The organism is Achromobacter spanius, from assembly GCF_039673305.1.
GTDB classification, from domain to species: Bacteria; Pseudomonadota; Gammaproteobacteria; order Burkholderiales; family Burkholderiaceae_B; genus Achromobacter; species Achromobacter spanius_F.
Map to the genome: position 1 here is coordinate 16,849 of NZ_JBDJLJ010000036.1, position 16,008 is coordinate 32,856.

15 protein-coding genes and 1 tRNA gene are annotated in these 16,008 nt (G+C 69.3%); 5 read left to right on the forward strand and 11 right to left on the reverse strand.

Annotated elements, in window-relative coordinates:
• Positions 1–61: 61 nt before the first annotated feature.
• On the reverse strand, positions 62–1,936 hold the full coding sequence (locus ABE485_RS22190; RefSeq protein WP_346517421.1) for a sigma-54-dependent Fis family transcriptional regulator: 1,875 nt from the start codon (positions 1,934–1,936) through the stop codon (positions 62–64).
• 270 nt (positions 1,937–2,206) lie between these two features.
• On the opposite strand from ABE485_RS22190, the gene adh reads away from it, so the two are divergent.
• A complete protein-coding gene (gene adh / locus ABE485_RS22195) occupies positions 2,207–3,736 on the forward strand; it encodes an aldehyde dehydrogenase (protein WP_346517422.1) in 1,530 nt (509 codons plus the stop codon).
• A gap of 62 nt (positions 3,737–3,798) precedes the next feature.
• Positions 3,799–4,176 carry a DUF779 domain-containing protein gene (locus ABE485_RS22200; RefSeq protein ID WP_057286281.1) on the forward strand — a complete coding sequence of 126 codons (378 nt, stop codon included), beginning with the start codon at positions 3,799–3,801 and terminating at the stop codon, positions 4,174–4,176.
• A gap of 43 nt (positions 4,177–4,219) precedes the next feature.
• Here the strand turns inward: ABE485_RS22200 and ABE485_RS22205 are convergent, their stop codons facing one another.
• From ABE485_RS22205 to ABE485_RS22215, 3 genes are read right to left on the reverse strand one after another with little or no spacing between them, the layout of a single operon-like run.
• Entirely contained in the window at positions 4,220–4,393 is a 174-nt protein-coding gene (locus ABE485_RS22205; protein ID WP_346517423.1) for a hypothetical protein, read from the reverse strand.
• Between the two features lie 43 nt (positions 4,394–4,436).
• Positions 4,437–5,087 (reverse strand): 2-hydroxychromene-2-carboxylate isomerase, encoded by a 651-nt coding sequence (locus ABE485_RS22210; protein ID WP_346517424.1) that lies wholly within the window; start codon positions 5,085–5,087, stop codon positions 4,437–4,439.
• Positions 5,084–5,362 carry a DUF2917 domain-containing protein gene (locus tag ABE485_RS22215; protein ID WP_346517425.1) on the reverse strand — a complete coding sequence of 93 codons (279 nt, stop codon included), beginning with the start codon at positions 5,360–5,362 and terminating at the stop codon, positions 5,084–5,086. Before ABE485_RS22215 ends, ABE485_RS22210 begins: the two co-directional genes overlap by 4 nt.
• Before the next feature lie 140 nt (positions 5,363–5,502).
• Here ABE485_RS22215 and ABE485_RS22220 point away from each other — a divergent pair, with 140 nt between their 5' ends.
• Positions 5,503–6,420 carry a LysR substrate-binding domain-containing protein gene (locus tag ABE485_RS22220; protein WP_346517426.1) on the forward strand — a complete coding sequence of 306 codons (918 nt, stop codon included), beginning with the start codon at positions 5,503–5,505 and terminating at the stop codon, positions 6,418–6,420.
• A 20-nt stretch (positions 6,421–6,440) separates the two neighbouring features.
• Here the strand turns inward: ABE485_RS22220 and selD are convergent, their stop codons facing one another.
• Positions 6,441–7,502, reverse strand: a complete 1,062-nt coding sequence (selD, locus tag ABE485_RS22225; protein WP_346517427.1) for a selenide, water dikinase SelD — start codon at positions 7,500–7,502, stop codon at positions 6,441–6,443.
• Positions 7,503–7,641: 139 nt separating this feature from the next.
• Between selD and ABE485_RS22230 the strand changes: the two genes are divergently transcribed.
• Positions 7,642–8,742, forward strand: a complete 1,101-nt coding sequence (locus ABE485_RS22230) for a transglutaminase-like domain-containing protein (protein ID WP_346517428.1) — start codon at positions 7,642–7,644, stop codon at positions 8,740–8,742.
• A 24-nt stretch (positions 8,743–8,766) separates the two neighbouring features.
• Entirely contained in the window at positions 8,767–9,306 is a 540-nt protein-coding gene (locus tag ABE485_RS22235; protein WP_346517429.1) for a TlpA disulfide reductase family protein, read from the forward strand.
• Positions 9,307–9,867: 561 nt separating this feature from the next.
• Here the strand turns inward: ABE485_RS22235 and ABE485_RS22240 are convergent.
• The 6 genes from ABE485_RS22240 to fdxH form a co-directional block, all read right to left on the reverse strand.
• Positions 9,868–9,963, reverse strand: a tRNA-Sec gene (locus tag ABE485_RS22240).
• 12 nt (positions 9,964–9,975) lie between these two features.
• The gene (gene selB / locus ABE485_RS22245; RefSeq protein ID WP_346517430.1) at positions 9,976–11,922 is read right to left on the reverse strand and encodes a selenocysteine-specific translation elongation factor; all 1,947 of its coding nucleotides are present in this window, start codon (positions 11,920–11,922) and stop codon (positions 9,976–9,978) included.
• Positions 11,919–13,349, reverse strand: a complete 1,431-nt coding sequence (gene selA, locus ABE485_RS22250) for an L-seryl-tRNA(Sec) selenium transferase (protein WP_346517431.1) — start codon at positions 13,347–13,349, stop codon at positions 11,919–11,921. The genes selB and selA overlap by 4 nt, the downstream gene beginning before the upstream one ends.
• 50 nt (positions 13,350–13,399) lie before the next feature.
• On the reverse strand, positions 13,400–14,332 hold the full coding sequence (fdhE, locus tag ABE485_RS22255; RefSeq protein ID WP_346517432.1) for a formate dehydrogenase accessory protein FdhE: 933 nt from the start codon (positions 14,330–14,332) through the stop codon (positions 13,400–13,402).
• A gap of 151 nt (positions 14,333–14,483) precedes the next feature.
• Positions 14,484–15,116 carry a formate dehydrogenase subunit gamma gene (locus ABE485_RS22260; protein WP_346517433.1) on the reverse strand — a complete coding sequence of 211 codons (633 nt, stop codon included), beginning with the start codon at positions 15,114–15,116 and terminating at the stop codon, positions 14,484–14,486.
• Positions 15,109–16,008 (reverse strand): formate dehydrogenase subunit beta, encoded by a 900-nt coding sequence (gene fdxH, locus ABE485_RS22265; protein WP_346517434.1) that lies wholly within the window; start codon positions 16,006–16,008, stop codon positions 15,109–15,111. Before fdxH ends, ABE485_RS22260 begins: the two co-directional genes overlap by 8 nt.

Below are 16,008 nucleotides of genomic sequence, written 5' to 3' on the forward strand. Positions count from 1 at the left end.
GCGGCACGCGCTGCCCAGGCGGGCAAGCGCCGCGCGCTGGCCTGGGGCCGAACCGCGGCAGTCAGCGCGGACGCGTCAGCCCCAGCGCTGCGGCGCGACGGTAAACCGTGCTGCGGTGCACGCCCAGCGCGCGCGCCGCGCGGCTCACGCTGCCGCCGTGTTCGGCCAGGGCGTTGCGGATCGCGGCGTCCGTCATGGCCTGCAGGTCGGCGCCGTCGCCTGCCGCGGGCGCGGCGGTTGCCGCACCGCGCAATTCCGCGGGCAGCATCTCGGCGTCCACCCTGCCGGCGGGACCCGCCAACACATGCAGGGTGCGCAGCACCGACACCAGCTGACGATAATTGCCCGGCCACGAATACGCGGCCAGCACGGCCTCGATGACCGGCGGCAAGGCCGGCCCCGCGCCCTGCGCGGCCCACAGGCCGCGCAGCAGCTCCAGCCGGTCCGCGCGCGCGCGCAGGGGTTCCAGCGTGACCGTGTACTCGGCGATACGGAAGTACAGGTCGGGACGCACCGGCGCGTCGGGTCCGTCATGGACCAGCGGCCGATGCGTGGCGCACACCAGCGTGAAATCGACCCGCACGGGCCGCGCGGCGCCCAACGGCGAGACCTCGCGCGTCTGCAGCACGCGCAGCAGGCGCGATTGCAGCAACAGCGGCATGTCGCCGATCTCATCGAGGAACAGCACGCCCCCATGCGCCTGGCGCAACAGGCCCTTGCTGCCCTGTCGGCGCGCGCCGGTGAACGCGCCTTCTTCGTAGCCGAACAGTTCCGATTCGATCAGGCTTTCGGGCAAGGCGGCGCAGTTCACCGCCACGAAGGGGCCTGACGCCCGCTGGCCGCGCGCATGCATCTGGCGCGCGAACACTTCCTTGCCCACGCCGGTCTCGCCCTGCAGCAAAATCGACACGCCGGCGTCGGACAGGTGCACCGCGCGCGCCAGCGCGCCCAGGGTGGCGGCGTCGAAGCTGAAGGTGGTCGCGGGCCCGGCGCCGACAACCGGCGGCGACGCCGGCACGGCCGGCGATTTCGGGGCCCGCGTGCGCGGCCAGCGCAGCCGGGCGTGATACACCGCGCCCAGCCGCGTGTGCACCCGCCCCGCCGCGTCGGGGCAGCGTTCGATCTCGCCGTCGAAGACATCGGCGTAGCGGTACACGCCCAAGGCGGTGGCGGCCAATCCCAGCGCCTGCAGCGCGTGGCGGTTCGCCCCCACCAGCAGGTCCCCCTGGAACGCCAGCAGCGCTTCGCCCGGTTCGCCCAGGCCGGAATGGTTCGCGTGCAGGCGCAGCACGGCGCACTGTTCATAAGACTGTTCGAACAGCTGGTGCTCGATGCGGTCCACGGCGTCGCGAACCAGCGCCAGGACATCGGGACGGATGTCGCGCGCCTGGCTGGACAGGTCCAGCACTCCCAGCGTGCGTCCCTCGCTGTCGGTAATGGGAACGGCCGCGCAGGTCAGGATGCGGTTGGGTTCGAAATAGTGTTCCGCGCCGTGCACGGCGATCGGCCGGCCTTCGACCAGCGCGGTGCCGATGGCGTTGGTGCCGGCGGCGGCTTCGTCCCAGGGCGCGCCCGGCATCAGCGCCACCCGGGAGGCTCGATGCGCGAAGCCGGTATCGCCATCCGAATCCAGCACCAGGCCCTGCGCGTCGGACAGGATGACCAGGTTGCCGCTGCCGCCGGCCTGGCGGCGCAGGTACGACATGGCGGGTTCGGACATCCGGCGCAGCGCTTCATTGCGCTGCTGGGCCTCGCGCAGCTCGCCCTGCGTCATGAGTTCGGCGCGGCGCACGCCGCGCATGTCGAAGCCCAGGTCGGCGCAGCGGCGCCACGAGCGCAGGATGGGTTCGGCGACCATGCCGCCGGGCACCGCGCCCTGCTGGTTGAACAGCAGGCGCGCCTGCGTCAGCGTCTGCCGACGGGAATGAGAGGCCATGCATGTCTCCTTGGACGGGCGTTCTGCGACACCTGTTCCGCGACACCGTCGCAAAAAGCGACGATGAGGGTGCGGGCCTGACAGGGAGCTGCTGTGCCCAAGGGGGCTGCCTGCCTTGGGGCGGCCCGGCGGCAAAGCCTTCCGCACACGGAAGCCTACTTTCGCACGCGTGCGGCACGCTGTCCAGCGGGGTTGGCCCGACTGGCATGCGGTTTGCTTGATACAGGGCAGGCAGCCCACTGCCGCCATCCCAACAATACGGAGACAAGCATGGACATCGCGACCCGCGTTACCCCGGAAACCTATGGCACCCGCCTGGACCTCAAGACGCAGTACGACAATTTCATCGACGGAAAATGGCAGTCGCCCGCGGATGGCGAATACTTCGACAACGTCACGCCCGTCACCGGCCAGACCCTGACCCGCAACGCCCGCTCCAAGGAGCGCGACATCGAACTGGCGCTAGACGCCGCGCACCGCGCCGCGCCGAAATGGGGTTCGACCCCGGCGGCCGAACGCGCCCGCATGCTCATGAAGATCGCGGACGTGATGGAAGCCAACCTGGAACGCCTGGCCACGGCGGAAACCTGGGACAACGGCAAGCCCATCCGCGAAGCCCGCGCCGCCGACATCCCCCTGGCCATCGACCACTTCCGCTACTTCGCCTCGTGCATCCGCAGCCAGGAAGGCTCGCTGTCCGAGATCGACCACGACACGGTGGCCTATCACTTCAATGAACCGCTCGGCGTGGTCGGCCAGATCATTCCGTGGAACTTCCCCATCCTGATGGCCGCATGGAAGCTGGCGCCTGCCCTGGCCGCCGGCAACTGCGTGGTGCTCAAGCCCGCGGAGCAGACGCCGCTGGGCATCCTGCTGCTGATGGAACTGATCGGCGACATCCTGCCCCCGGGCGTGGTGAACGTCGTGACCGGCTTCGGGCTGGAAGCCGGCAAGCCGCTCGCCTCCAGCAAGCGCATCGCCAAGATCGCCTTCACCGGAGAAACCACCACCGGGCGGCTGATCATGCAGTACGCGTCGCAGAACATCATCCCGGTCACGCTGGAACTGGGCGGCAAGTCGCCCAACATCTTCTTCGCGGACGTGGCCGCGCAGGATGACGACTTCCTGGACAAGGCCGTCGAAGGGTTCGTCATGTTCGCGCTGAACCAGGGCGAAGTGTGCACGTGCCCCAGCCGCGCGCTGATCCAGGAATCGCTCTACGACAAATTCATGGAGCGCGCCCTGAAGCGGGTCGCCGAAATCAAGCAGGGCAATCCGCTGGATGCCGACACCATGCTGGGCGCGCAGGCCTCCACCGAGCAGCTGGAAAAGATCCTCTCGTACCTGGACATCGGCAAGCAGGAAGGCGCCGACGTGCTGGCCGGCGGATCGCGCGCGCAGATGCAGGGTGCGCTGGAAGGCGGCTACTACGTGCAGCCCACGGTCTTCAAGGGCCACAACAAGATGCGCGTGTTCCAGGAGGAAATCTTCGGACCGGTCGTGGCGGTGACGACGTTCAAGGACGCCGACGATGCGCTGGCGCTGGCCAACGACACGCTCTATGGACTGGGCGCGGGCATCTGGTCGCGCGACGCCAACACGTGCTACCGGATGGGACGCGCCATCAAGGCCGGCCGCGTGTGGACCAACTGCTATCACGCCTATCCCGCGCATGCGGCGTTCGGCGGCTACAAGCAATCCGGCATCGGACGCGAAAACCACAAGATGATGCTCAACCACTACCAGCAGACGAAGAACCTGCTGGTGAGCTATTCGCCGAAGAAGCTCGGGTTCTTCTGATCCGCGATTTGCGGCAATCCGCGCGCCGGGCCCCGCCCGGCGCGCCTGCGAGGAATCCGTCCATGCCAGAGCACACGCCACGCGTGGTCGCGACCGACGAGGCGCGCCACCTGATCGATACCTTGCGGGCCAAGCACGGCCCGCTGATGTTCCACCAGTCCGGCGGCTGCTGCGACGGCAGCTCGCCCATGTGTTATCCCCAGGGCGAATTCATGGTGGGCGGCTCGGACGTGCTGCTGGGCGAACTGGAAGGCTGCCCGTTCTACATGGGCGAGGACCAGTTCGCGTATTGGGAGCACACCCAGCTCGTCATCGACGCCGTGCCGGGTCGCGGCGGCGCCTTTTCGCTGGACAGCGCCGAAGGCAAGCGCTTCCTGCTGCGATCGCGGCTGTATTCGGATGAAGAGTGGGCGAACATCGCGCCCGTGACGAAGGGATGAACGCCTGATGCGGACGGCGGGCGCCCGCAGCGGCGTTCCGCCGTCACCCGCGCTTGCCGTGGCTGACGCGCTTGGGCAGGCCGTCATCCTGATCGCCGGCGCGATCCGCCTGCTTCCACTGGAACGACACCCGCCGGATGCGGGCGGCGCGGAATTGCGTGAACGAGCGGCCGCCCGGCATGGGCGCGCCGCGATAGGCGCTGCTTGCGTTTTTCATTGCTGAACTTGCGTTGACGAAAAAACCTGCGATGCGTGGGAGTTCAAGCGCGGGCGGCCGGCGCCCAGGCGCTGGAGGGCGCCGCGCGGCGCGTCCAGTCCAGCGCGTCCTCGAGCCGGTCATTGCCCCAGAACATTTCACCTTCCACGAAAAAGGTGGGCGCGCCGAACAGGCCCAGGTTGCGCGCGCGGTCCACCTGGCGGCGCAGCGCTTCCTTGGCGGCTTCGGACTTGCCGCGCGCAATCAGCGCATCGGCGTCCAACGACAGTCCGGTCAGCAGCTGGTGCACGACGTCTTCCGCCTGGATGTCCAGGTCGTCCTGGAAATTGGCGCGGAACACGGCCACGCAGAAATCCCGGCCCCAGGGTTCATCCTGACCCAGCAGCGCGATGCGCGCGGGCAGCACGCTCATGCGCGGGAAGAGGCGCGGGCGGTTGTAGACCACCCCGTACTTGTCGGCCAGGCGGGCGATATCGCGCATCATGTAGGCGCCCTTGCCGGGGAACAGGCGAAACGGCGTGTCGTTCCAGCCCTGCGCCTGGAAGATCGGGCCCAGCAGGAAGGGCCGCAGGTCGACGCGCACGCCGGCCGCCCGCGCAAGGCTGTCGATGCGCTCGATCGCCAGGTAGCTGTAGGGGCTGGCGAAATCGAACCACATTTCGATGCGGGGCGAATCGGGCAAGGACGCGGTCATGACTGGAACTCCGGATGGCCTGCGGGGCCAGGGCAAGGACGCTTCGACATCGGGTCGCGCCCGCCCTGGGAAAGTAGCGCGACCTGCGCATCCGGCAGGCCGCTGAGGACGACGTCGCGATTGCTGCCGATGGTCAGGGATTCGCCCGCCTGCAGCACGCTGTCGTCCAAGCGGCGGTATTCGGATATCCACAAGGCGCCGGCGTGACACACGATGCGGACGCCCGAAGCGCGCTTGAGCAGCATAGTCGAGCCGCCGGCCAAACGGAATGACATTCCCGCAGTGCAACATAACTGGATCATGGCGCGCCTCCTGGCCGCGGCAGCGGCTATCGCGGCGAATCAGAGTCATATTGGACGCCTCGTCGTACTATTGCTCAAGCGACATTTCCGCCCGACTCGCATGAGTTTTACGAATGCCATATCCCCTTGCGAAGCTCCCCCCGCTTGATCTCGTCCGCGGCTTCGTCGCCGTCGGCCGCCGCATGAGCATCACGCTGGCCGCGCAAGACCTGCACGTCACGCAATCCGCGGTCAGCCGCCAGATAAGGGCGCTGGAGGCGCACCTGGGGGTGCCCCTGCTGGTGCGCGGCTTTCGCAGCGTGACCTTCACGTCCGAAGGGGCGCAACTGTTTCGCATGGCCGACGTCTGGCTCAGCCAGCTCGGGGACCTGACCGAACAGTTGCGCGCGCCCGAACGGCGCACGCCCGTCACCGTCACCACCACCATCGGCGTGGCCTCGTTGTGGCTGCTGCCGCGGCTGGGCGATTTCCAGGCGGCCCATCCGCAGATCGACGTGCGCGTGGCGGCCGACAACCGGCTCATCGACATCGACCGCGAGGCCGTGGACATCGCCATCCGCTATAGCGAGCGAGCCACCGTGCCCGACGGGGCGGTGTGGCTCTTCGGGGAATCGGTGGTGCCGGTGGCGCATCCGTCGCTCAAGGCGCGCGAACTGGATGCGCGCGAACTCCAGCGCCACGTGCTGCTGGAATTCGACGACCCCACGCGCCCGTGGCTGCAATGGTCGGAATGGCTGAGCGCGCGCGGACTGGGCCGTGTGCGCGCCAAGGGCATGCTGCGCTTCAACCAGTACGACCAGATCGTGCATGCCGCGCTGGCGGGCCACGGCATCGCGCTGGGCAGGCTGGCTCTGATCGCCCCCATGCTGGCGGACCGGCGGCTGGATATCGTCGGCAGCCAGGAGGCCAGCGCCACCGAACACGCCTACTGGCTGGTGCGCAATGCGCGCCGCAGCACGCCCGACGCGGACGTCGTCACGCAATGGCTGGTGGCGCAGGCGGCCGGCACGGCGCGCGACTTGAGCAACTGAGGCGGGGCAGTCGCCGCGCGTCAGTCCACCCGCACCTGCGGGTCGCCTGCCGTCATCTCGCCGATCACGGCCGCCTGGTCAAAGCCCTGGCTGTGGAAGATCTCCAGCACCGCGTCGGCCGCCTCCGGCGCGCACGACACCAGCAGGCCGCCCGACGTCTGCGGGTCCGTCAGCAACGCGCGCTGCGTGTCCGACACGCCCGCCCCCAGCCGCACGGACTCGCCATAGGACGCCCAATTGCGGCCCGACGCGCCGGTGATCACGCCGTCCGCGGCGAACTCCTGCACGCCCGGCAGCCAGGGCAGCGCATCGAGCCGCAGCCGGGCCGTCAACGTTGCGCCGCGCGCCATCTCCAGCGCATGGCCCAGCAGGCCGAAGCCCGTCACGTCGGTGATCGCGTGGACGCCATCCAGCGCGGCCAGCGCGGGCCCCGGCCGGTTCAGGCGGGTCGTCGTGTCGATCATCACGCGGTAGCCGTCGACATCCAGCCGGTTCTTCTTCAGCGCCGCCGACAGGATCCCCACGCCCAGGCCCTTGCCCAGGATCAGCACGTCGCCCGCGCGCGCATCCGCATTGCGCCGCACCTTGGCCGGATGCACCAGCCCCATTGCCGCCAGCCCGTAGATGGGTTCGACGGAATCGATGCTGTGCCCGCCGGCCACCGGAATGCCCGCGTCCGCGCAGACCGATTCGCCGCCCCGCAGGATCTCGGCGATGACGCTGTGCGGCAACACGTTGATCGGCATGCCGACGATGGCCAGCGCCATGATGGGCGTGCCGCCCATCGCGTACACATCCGACAGCGCGTTGGTCGCCGCGATGCGTCCGAAGTCGAACGGGTCGTCCACGATGGGCATGAAGAAGTCGGTGGTGGCGATGAGCGCCTGCTCATCGTTCAGCCGGTACACCGCCGCATCGTCGGCGGTTTCCGTGCCCACCATCAGGTTGGGATAGCTGGCCGCCGGCCCGAAGCGCGCCAGCAGCGCCGACAGCACGCCCGGCGCGATCTTGCAGCCACAGCCGCCGCCATGGGAAAGCGAGGTCAAGCGCGGCGCGGCCGCGGACGCAACATCCTGGGTCATCTGAGTCTCCATGGGTCAGTCGAAAAAGGATAGCACCGCCCCCGGAATTGGCCCTATGATGAATCGCAGCAAGCAGCAACGGACGGCCGCCCGGCCACGGGCGTACCGACAGCCAAACTTCACCGTGCGTGAGGGCTCTATGGACCGCCGACACTTCCTCCGTTTCTCGGGCGCCCTGTGCGCCGCCACCGCCGCGCTGCCGCACGCCGCGCGCGCCCAGCAAACCCCCGTCACCACGGCGTGGCGCGCCTTCGAGCTGACCACCACCGTCAGCGTCAAGGACCCCGGCGCCCACACCCGCATCTGGCTGCCCGTGCCCTACGCCACCGACACGTCCTACCAGCGGGGCGTTCGCAACACCTGGCAGGTCAGCGGCGGCGGCGCCGCGCAACTGACGCAGGCGCCCGGCTACGACGTGCAGATGCTGGCGGTGCAATGGCCCGACGCGCAGGCGCCGCGCACCGTCACGATGACCAGCCAGGTCCAGACCCGCAACCGCCGCATCGACCTGACGCAACCGCCAACCGCCGGGGCCGGAGCCGAAAGCCCCGCCGCGCTGCGCGAATTCCTGCAGCCCACGGCGCTGCTGCCCACCGACGGCATCGTCAAGACCACCGCCGACCAGATCACGCGCGGCCACCAGGGCGACCTGGCGCGCGCCCGCGCCATCTACGACTGGGTCGTGGAAAACACCTGCCGCACCGCCTCTACCCGCGGCTGCGGCGTCGGCGACGTGCGCTACATGCTCACCGCCAACGACCTGAACGGCAAATGCGCCGACATCAACGCCCTGTTCGTGGCGCTGGCCCGCGCCGCCGGCATTCCCGCGCGCGACGCCTACGGCCTGCGCGTGGCCAATTCCGAACTGGGCTACAAGAGCCTGGGCAAGGCCGGCGATGTCACTCGCGCCCAGCACTGCCGCGCCGAGTTCTACGCCGCGGGCTATGGCTGGATTCCGGTGGACCCGGCCGACGTGCGCAAAGTCATGCTCGAAGAGCCTCCCGGCGAACTGCCCCTGACCGACGCCAAGGTGCGCGCCGCGCGCGTGATGCTGTTCGGCGCGTGGGAAATGAACTGGGTCGCCTACAACCATGGCCACGACGTCGCCCTGCCCGGGTCGGCGCACGACCCGGTGCCCTTCCTGATGTACCCGAACGGCGAAACCGCGGACGGCCGCCTGGACAGCCTGGATCCCGACGGCTTCAGCTACAGCATCGCAGCGAAACCCCTCTCCATCTGATCCCCATCCGCGCAGGGACACGCCTTGTTCAGTCGCCGCCGCCTCCTGCAATCCGGCTTGTCGCTGGCGGCCCTGCCTCTCTGGGCCCGGGCCGCCAGCGACTCCGCCCTCAAGACCGCCACCGGCCCCGACTGGGCGCCCTGGACCGGCCCCACGCCGCCCCTCGCCCTGCCCGACTTGTCCGGCCGCGAACAGAAGCTCTCGGCCTGGCGCGGCAACGTCGTCATCGTCAGCTTCTGGGCCACCTGGTGCGACCCCTGCCGCGACGAAATCCCCATCATGTCCACCATGGCCAAACGCCACCGCGAAGAAGGGCTGCGCCTGGTCGCCGTGAACGTCGGCGAATCGCAGGCCAAGATCTCGGCCTTCCTCAAGAAGTGGCCCGTCGCCGGCACGGTCCTGCACGACCGCAACAGCGCCGTGTCAAAGAAATGGGAGGCCTTGGGGCTGCCGGCCAATTACCTGGTGGATCGAGGCGGGTCGATCAGGTATTGGCACCTGGGTGAGCTGGACTGGAAGTCGAATTCCGTGGGCGGGGTGGTGACGCGGATGCTGCGCAGTTGAGGTGTGCAGCGGCGCCGGCACACCGGCCGGTGTCTGACACCCGGGCAGGGATGCGGTGACTCGGAAAAGTGTCTCGTCAGGGTGTCAGACACCTGCGCAGACACCAGTAGAGCGCGCACACTCTATGACGCAAGACACCACGTAAGCCAAAAGCGGCGGCTGGGAGGGCCGCCGCTTTTGGCGGGCGACGCACACTTTCTCCATCAGCAGACCTTCCGCCCACAAGAATGCCAAGCACACCGCTCGCCCCGGCAATCGGGCAAGTGAACGCCGACCGAGCCCGCTGTGTCGCGGGGGCTGCGTTGCGGGCCGTTCAGATAGCGCCCGACGGAATCCGAAGGAGTCGCCGAAGGCGAGGACGAGGATGAGGATGGGGCAGTCCGGAGCGAAGGCTCCGGACCGATATCGGAGGCCCGCAACGCAGCCCCCGCGACGCAGCGGGCGGCCCAAGAACTACGCCCGTCCCATAACAGCGGGCGGCCCAAGAACCACGCCCGTCCCACAGCAGCGGGCGGCCCAAGAATCAGCCCGTCCCAAAGCACCCGACATCCCAAAAGAAACTGGCGGAAGGCAGCAGGAGTCGAACCTACCTGGGAACGTCTGACGCCCCCAACCGGGTTTGAAGCCCGGCCGTGCCGCCGGGCACGAATGCCTTCCGTGGCGGACCGCCTATGATACCGGCTCGGCGGGCCGCTGCATCGCCGCGTAGGCGCTGTCCGCGCGCAGCACATGCGTATCCCGCACCCGCCGCGTATATCCCACGCGATCGAAGAACTCCAGGATCTGGATCGCCCGCTTGCGCCCCAGTCCCGTCGCATCCCGGAACACCGCCGCGTTCAGGCCTTCCGGCCGTCCCGCCAGGTCCGCCGCCAGCGCCGCCAGCGTGCGCACCTGGTCCCGGTGATAGAACAGATCCTTCACTACCTGCGCCACCTCGCCGCGCCGCAGCAGCTTGCGCAGCAGCTGACGCACCGCGTCTTCCGGTTCGCCCTGCGCCCGCGCCAGGTCCCGCACCCACGGCGGATCGAACGCGCCCTGCTCCAGCAGCGGCAGCAGCCGCGCCGCCAGCGCCGACTCCGCATCGGCCAGCGTCGACGTATGCGACGGCAGATGCAGCCATGGGCCATTGCGCACGATCCGCCCGTCCCGTTGCAGCTGATCCAGCACCGACGTCCAGAGCGCGTCCGGCCCCGCGGGCATCGCCATCCGGCGCAGCCGCGCGCTGTCCGGGCCGGGTTCGTCCGGCGCCCCCTGGTGGAAAGCCGCCAGCGCCTGTTCAACGCGAGCGCGCAGCGCGTCCCACTGCGCGCCCAGCATCAGCGTGCGAGGCGCCTGCGCATTGCGCGGTTCGATCCACAACGCCCCATGCGGCGCCGCGATCTCGCTCACCGGCCTGCCCGTCAGCCGCTGCAGGGCCGCTTCATCCAGGCCCAGCGGCGCATGCTCCAGCACGGGATACAGCCCGCCGCCGTCCAGCATGTCCGTCAGCGCCTGCAGGCCCTGCAGGCGCGCCGCCGCGCGCCGCTTGCGGTCGGGCGCGTTAGGGTCCAGCACCCGGCCGCCGCCCACCGTGCGCGTCGCCTGCGCATTGCGCACGATGTAGCGGTCGCCCGGCATCGCGCACACGGGTTCGTCGAACACCAGTTGCGCCCAGCCCGACTGCCCCGGCGCCAGCGACTCCGCGCTGATCGGCACCACGTGCGCCACATGGCGCGCCGCGCCGATGTGCACATGCAACGGCGCCCAAGCGCGCACCGGCGCATCGGCCGAAGGCAGCAACGTCAATGCCACGTCCACATGCCGCGACGGCAGGAAGCAGCGCGCGTCGGCAATCCAGTCCCCGCGCGCGATCGCGTCCTTGTCGATGCCCGCCAGGTTCAGCGCGCAGCGCTGCCCGGCCGCGCCCGTCTCGCTTTGCCGGTTCTGCGCGTGGATGCCGCGCACCCGCACCCGCGTGCCGGCGGGCATCAGCCGCAGATCGGCCGTGTCGTCCGCGGCCCGGACCTGCCCGGCGTGCGCCGTGCCGGTCACCACCGTGCCGTGGCCCGTCAGCGTGAACACGCGGTCCACCGCCAGCCTGAAGAGGCCCGTCGCATCGCGCCGCGCCAGCGCCTGGGCCTCGTCGTGCAGATAGGCCTTGAGTTGCGCCACGCCCGCATCGTCCGCCTGCGACGCGCTCGTACCGAACACCGGCGCGCCTTGCAGGAACGTGCCGGCCGTCAGCGCCGCGATCTCGCCCCGCACCGCCGCCTGTTGCGCGGCATCCGCGCGGTCGGCCTTGGTCAGCGCCACCGCCCCCCGCGCCACGCCCAGCATCGACAGGATCGCCAGGTGCTCGCGCGTCTGCGGCATCACGCCGTCGTCCGCGGCCACCACCAGCAGCCCGAAATCGATGCCGCTCGCGCCGGCCGCCATCGTGTGCACCAGCTTTTCATGGCCGGGGACGTCAATGAAGCCCAACACATCGCCGTTGGCCAGCGGCGTATAGGCGTAGCCCAGTTCGATCGAAATGCCGCGCGCCTTCTCTTCCTTGAGCCGGTCGGTGTCCACGCCCGTCAGCGCGCGCACCAGCGTGGTCTTGCCGTGGTCGATATGGCCGGCGGTGCCGATGATCATGCCAGGGGCTCCGCCAGTTGACCGGCGAAGGCGGCTTCGTCGCGCGTTTCCAGGCAGCGCAGGTCCAGCCACAGCGTATCGTCCGCGATGCGGCCGATCACCGGCACCGGCAGCCGCCGCAACTGCGTCTCCAGCTTGTCCAGGTGGCGCCCGGGGCGACCGCTGCCCGCGTAGCGCACGGCCAGGCCATGGCTGGGCAGCTGGTCGACGGGCAAGGCGCCGCTGCCGATCTGGCTGAACATCGGCACCGCCTCCACCGCGTAGTTCGGCCCCGCCGCATGCGCCAGCGCGCCGCGCAGCCTTTCGGCCTGCGGCTGGATGTCGCGCTGCGGGCGCGTCAGCAGGCGCAGCGTGGTCAGCCGCTGCGCCAGGAACTCGGGCGCCCGGTACAGGTTCAGCACCGGCTCCAGCGCGGCCAGCGTCAGCTTGCCCACGCGCAGCGCGCGCTTGAGCGGATTCTTCTTGATCTTGCGGATCAGGTCCGCGCGCCCCACCAGCAGGCCGGCCTGCGGCCCACCCAGCAGCTTGTCGCCGCTGAACGTGACCAGGTCCGCTCCCGCCGCAATGGTCTCGCGCACGGTGTCTTCCTTGGGCAGGCCGTGCTGCGTCAGGTCCACCAGCGTGCCGCTGCCCAGGTCCACGGTGGCCGGCAGGCCGCGCGCATGCGCCAGCGCCGCCACCTCGGCGATGCCGACGCTCTTGGTGAAGCCCGTCACGGCGTAGTTGCTGCAATGCACCTTCATCAGCATCGAGGTGCGCGGACCGACGGCGTTTTCGTAGTCGGCCGCATGCGTGCGGTTGGTGGTGCCGACCTCGACGAGCTTGGCGCCCGCGCGTTTCATGATGTCGGGAATGCGGAACGCGCCGCCGATCTCGACGAGCTCGCCCCGCGACACCACGACCTCGCGGCGGTCCGCCAGCGCGTTCAGCATCAGCAGCACGGCGGCGGCGTTGTTGTTGACCACGGTGGCGGCCTCGGCGCCGGTCAGCTCGCACAGCAGGTCGTCGATCAGGTCGTCGCGGTCGCCGCGCCCGCCGGTATCGAGGTCGAACTCCAGGTTGGCGGGCGAGGTCAGCGCGCGCAGCACCGACGCCACGGCCTCGTCCGGCAGCAGGGCCCGGCCGAGGTTGGTGTGCAGCACCGTGCCCGTCAGGTTGTAGACGGCGCGCAGGCGCGGCTGCGCGGCCTTGTCCAGCGCCGCCGACGTACGCGCCGCCACGGCGGCGGCGTCCAGTTCGCCGCGGGCGACCCCGTCGTCCAGCGCACGCCGGCGCAGCGCGTCCAGGTCGCGGCGCAGCGCCGCGACCACCTGGGTGCGGCCGTGCGCCTCAAGCGCCGGACGCAGCGCCTCGGCATTGAGCAGGCGGTCGAGCGAAGGAATGTCGGACGCGGCCGCCGGGCCGGCGTCGGACGAGTGATCTGCCATGCAAGACTCCGTAGTCAACTTGGGAGGCAACCGACCTGCGCCCACGGGTTCTAGTCCTGGTCCCCGTGCCACAGCAGCGGATTGCCGCTGGAACGCGAATAGCCGGCCTCGCCCACCAGCACGTCCAGCATCAGGCTGGCCAGGTCGTCCGCCACCGGCTCCACGTACAGGTCCTTGTCCTGGTAGAAGATCTTGCGGTAGGTGTGGCAGTGGTCGCAGGTTTCCGCCTTGATGGCGGGCGAGCGACCCTCGATGGCCTGGTAGGCGACATGCTCGACGTCCTCGCAGTGCGAGCATTTCACGCGCACCATGTGCCACTGGGTCGAACAGAGGCTGCAGCACAGGTAGCGGTAGCCTTCGAACTGGCCGCCCACGCGCACGATGCTGGCGACCGGCAGGCTGCCGCACACGGGGCACACGCCGAACGGGCTGGCGACGGGAAGCTGCCTGGGATCGAAGCGGCTGGCCAGGTCCGTCCAGTACACCTGCAGGGCCGCCATGACGAACGGGGCGGCGGCGCTGTCCACGCCCTGGTCCTGTTCGGACAGCACGGCTTCGGCCAGGTCTTCAAGGGATTCCGTGTCCTGGTCCAGCGCGCGGCGCAGCGCGGCGCAGACCTCGACGGCTTCGGCGGGCACGCCCTGGGCGCGCGACACGTCATCCACCAGTTGGCCCAGGATGCGCCGCCACAGCGCGTCGCGCGGCCAGCCCACGGCCTGCAGCGGCGGCATGCCGTGCGCCTGGGCCAGCGAAATGCGGTCTTCGGAGGCTGGCGGCGCCGCGCAGTCCGCCAGGGCCCGGTGCTGGGCATCGACCAGGTGCGCCATCAGCAGCAGGTAGTCGGCGACGGGATTGCCGTCCGCCAGCTTGCGCAGGCGCGCAGCCCGCGCGGCAAAGACTGTCTGGCGCTCGGGCAGGGCGATGCGGGGAATGGCGTTGTGGTCTAGCGCTTCGATTTCGCCGCGCGGAAGAATTCGCTGCAAGTCTCGTCTCCAGAGAAACAAACACGGCTGCCAGCCTCGGAAAGAGGATAGCAGCCGTGCGATCACTACAGGACGGCCCGGAAAAAAGGGCCGTTTGGGGCAAAGCGCGCCCGCGCCGTTTGCGGACTGACGTGCGGACGAGATACGCGGGCTATTTCTTCACCTGCTCCCGGAACCAGGCGCGGTGGTGCTTCCACGCCCAGCCGGCGGTGACGTAGCCACGCAGCATCGCCGTCAGCGAACCCTTTACCCAGATCGCCGCGTAAATATGCACAATGATCGCGCAAATCAGCACCAGCGCACAAACCGCGTGCAGCACCGAAGCGGCCCGGACTACCCAGATCGGGAAATAAAACGCGAAGTACTCGCGCCAGATCACGATGCCGCTGACCATCAGCCCCAGCATGCACAGGATCAGCACATAGAACAGCAGCTTCTGGCCGGCGTTGTACTTGCCGACCTCGGGCAGCTTTTCCTCGCGGTTCTCGACCACGTCGTCGAGCTGCCTGAGCCACTGGCGGTCTGCCTTGGTCATGAGGTTGTGGCGCCACATATGGCCGGCGAACACGGCGAAGCAGGCGAACATCACCACGCCGATGAACGGATGCAGGATCCGCGTCCAGGGTCCGCCCCCGAACAGGTTGGACAGCCAGTACATGGCCGGGTGGAACAGCGCCAGTCCCGACAGCGCGAGCAGGATGAACGTCAGGGCGATGATCCAGTGGTTGGTGCGTTCGCCCGGCGTATAGCGCCGGATGCGGCGATAGTGGCGGTCTTCATTCATGGCGCGCCTCCTCTTCGGCCCTGCGTTCGTCTTCCTCGGTGACCTCGTTGCGGCCGACCCGGGCGTAGTGGAAGAAGCCCGCCAGCGCGGTCAGCGCCATCGCGGCCAGCCCCAGCGGCTTGGCCAGCCCCTTCCACAGCGACACCATGGGGCTGATCTGCGGATCGGCCGGCAGGCCGTGGTACAGCCCTGGCTGGTCAGCGTGATGCAGCACGTACATGACGTGGGTGCCGCCCACGCCCGGCGGGTCGTACAGCCCGGCCTGCTCGAAGCCGCGCGACTTCAGGTCCTCGATGCGTTCGGCGGCATGCTGGTGCATGTCGTCCTTGGTGCCGAAGACGATGGCGCCGGTGGGACAGGCCTTGACGCAGGCCGGCTCCATGCCCACGGCCACGCGGTCGGAGCACAGGGTGCACTTGTACGCCTTGTGGTCCTTCTTGGAAATGCGCGGCACATTGAACGGACAGCCGGTGATGCAGTAGCCGCAGCCGATGCAGTTTTCCTCGTGGAAATCCACAATGCCATTGGTGTACTGGATGATGGCGCCGGGCGAGGGACAGGCCTTCAGGCAGCCCGGGTCCTCGCAGTGCATGCAGCCGTCCTTGCGGATCAGCCATTCCAGGTCGCCGGCGGGATTCTCGAATTCCGAGAAGCGCATGACGGTCCAGGAATGCTCGGTGAGGTCGGCCGGGTTGTCGTAGACGCCCACGTTGAAGCCGATCTCGTCGCGCAGGTCGTTCCATTCCATGCAGGCGCTTTGGCACGCCTTGCAGCCGATGCACTTGGAGACGTCGATCAGCTTGGCCACCGAGCCCGTGACAGGCTCACGGATGCCAGGCGGCGGCGTGGTCGTGGCGGAGCGCCGCCGGATGTCTAGGGATTGCATGGACAT

What these genes read in the sequence shown, in the direction of transcription:
- adh (WP_346517422.1), top strand. Translation starts at nt 2,207, where the DNA reads ATGGACATCGCGACCCGCGTTACCCCGGAAACCTATGGCACCCGCCTG.
- ABE485_RS22215 (WP_346517425.1), bottom strand. Translation starts at nt 5,362, where the DNA reads ATGTCATTCCGTTTGGCCGGCGGCTCGACTATGCTGCTCAAGCGCGCT.
- selA (WP_346517431.1), bottom strand. Translation starts at nt 13,349, where the DNA reads ATGGCAGATCACTCGTCCGACGCCGGCCCGGCGGCCGCGTCCGACATT.
- ABE485_RS22260 (WP_346517433.1), bottom strand. Translation starts at nt 15,116, where the DNA reads ATGAATGAAGACCGCCACTATCGCCGCATCCGGCGCTATACGCCGGGC.
- ABE485_RS22200 (WP_057286281.1), top strand. Translation starts at nt 3,799, where the DNA reads ATGCCAGAGCACACGCCACGCGTGGTCGCGACCGACGAGGCGCGCCAC.
- ABE485_RS22205 (WP_346517423.1), bottom strand. Translation starts at nt 4,393, where the DNA reads ATGAAAAACGCAAGCAGCGCCTATCGCGGCGCGCCCATGCCGGGCGGC.
- ABE485_RS22220 (WP_346517426.1), top strand. Translation starts at nt 5,503, where the DNA reads ATGCCATATCCCCTTGCGAAGCTCCCCCCGCTTGATCTCGTCCGCGGC.
- fdxH (WP_346517434.1), bottom strand. Translation starts at nt 16,008, where the DNA reads ATGTCCATGCAATCCCTAGACATCCGGCGGCGCTCCGCCACGACCACG.
- selB (WP_346517430.1), bottom strand. Translation starts at nt 11,922, where the DNA reads ATGATCATCGGCACCGCCGGCCATATCGACCACGGCAAGACCACGCTG.
- ABE485_RS22190 (WP_346517421.1), bottom strand. Translation starts at nt 1,936, where the DNA reads ATGGCCTCTCATTCCCGTCGGCAGACGCTGACGCAGGCGCGCCTGCTG.
- selD (WP_346517427.1), bottom strand. Translation starts at nt 7,502, where the DNA reads ATGACCCAGGATGTTGCGTCCGCGGCCGCGCCGCGCTTGACCTCGCTT.
- ABE485_RS22210 (WP_346517424.1), bottom strand. Translation starts at nt 5,087, where the DNA reads ATGACCGCGTCCTTGCCCGATTCGCCCCGCATCGAAATGTGGTTCGAT.
- ABE485_RS22230 (WP_346517428.1), top strand. Translation starts at nt 7,642, where the DNA reads ATGGACCGCCGACACTTCCTCCGTTTCTCGGGCGCCCTGTGCGCCGCC.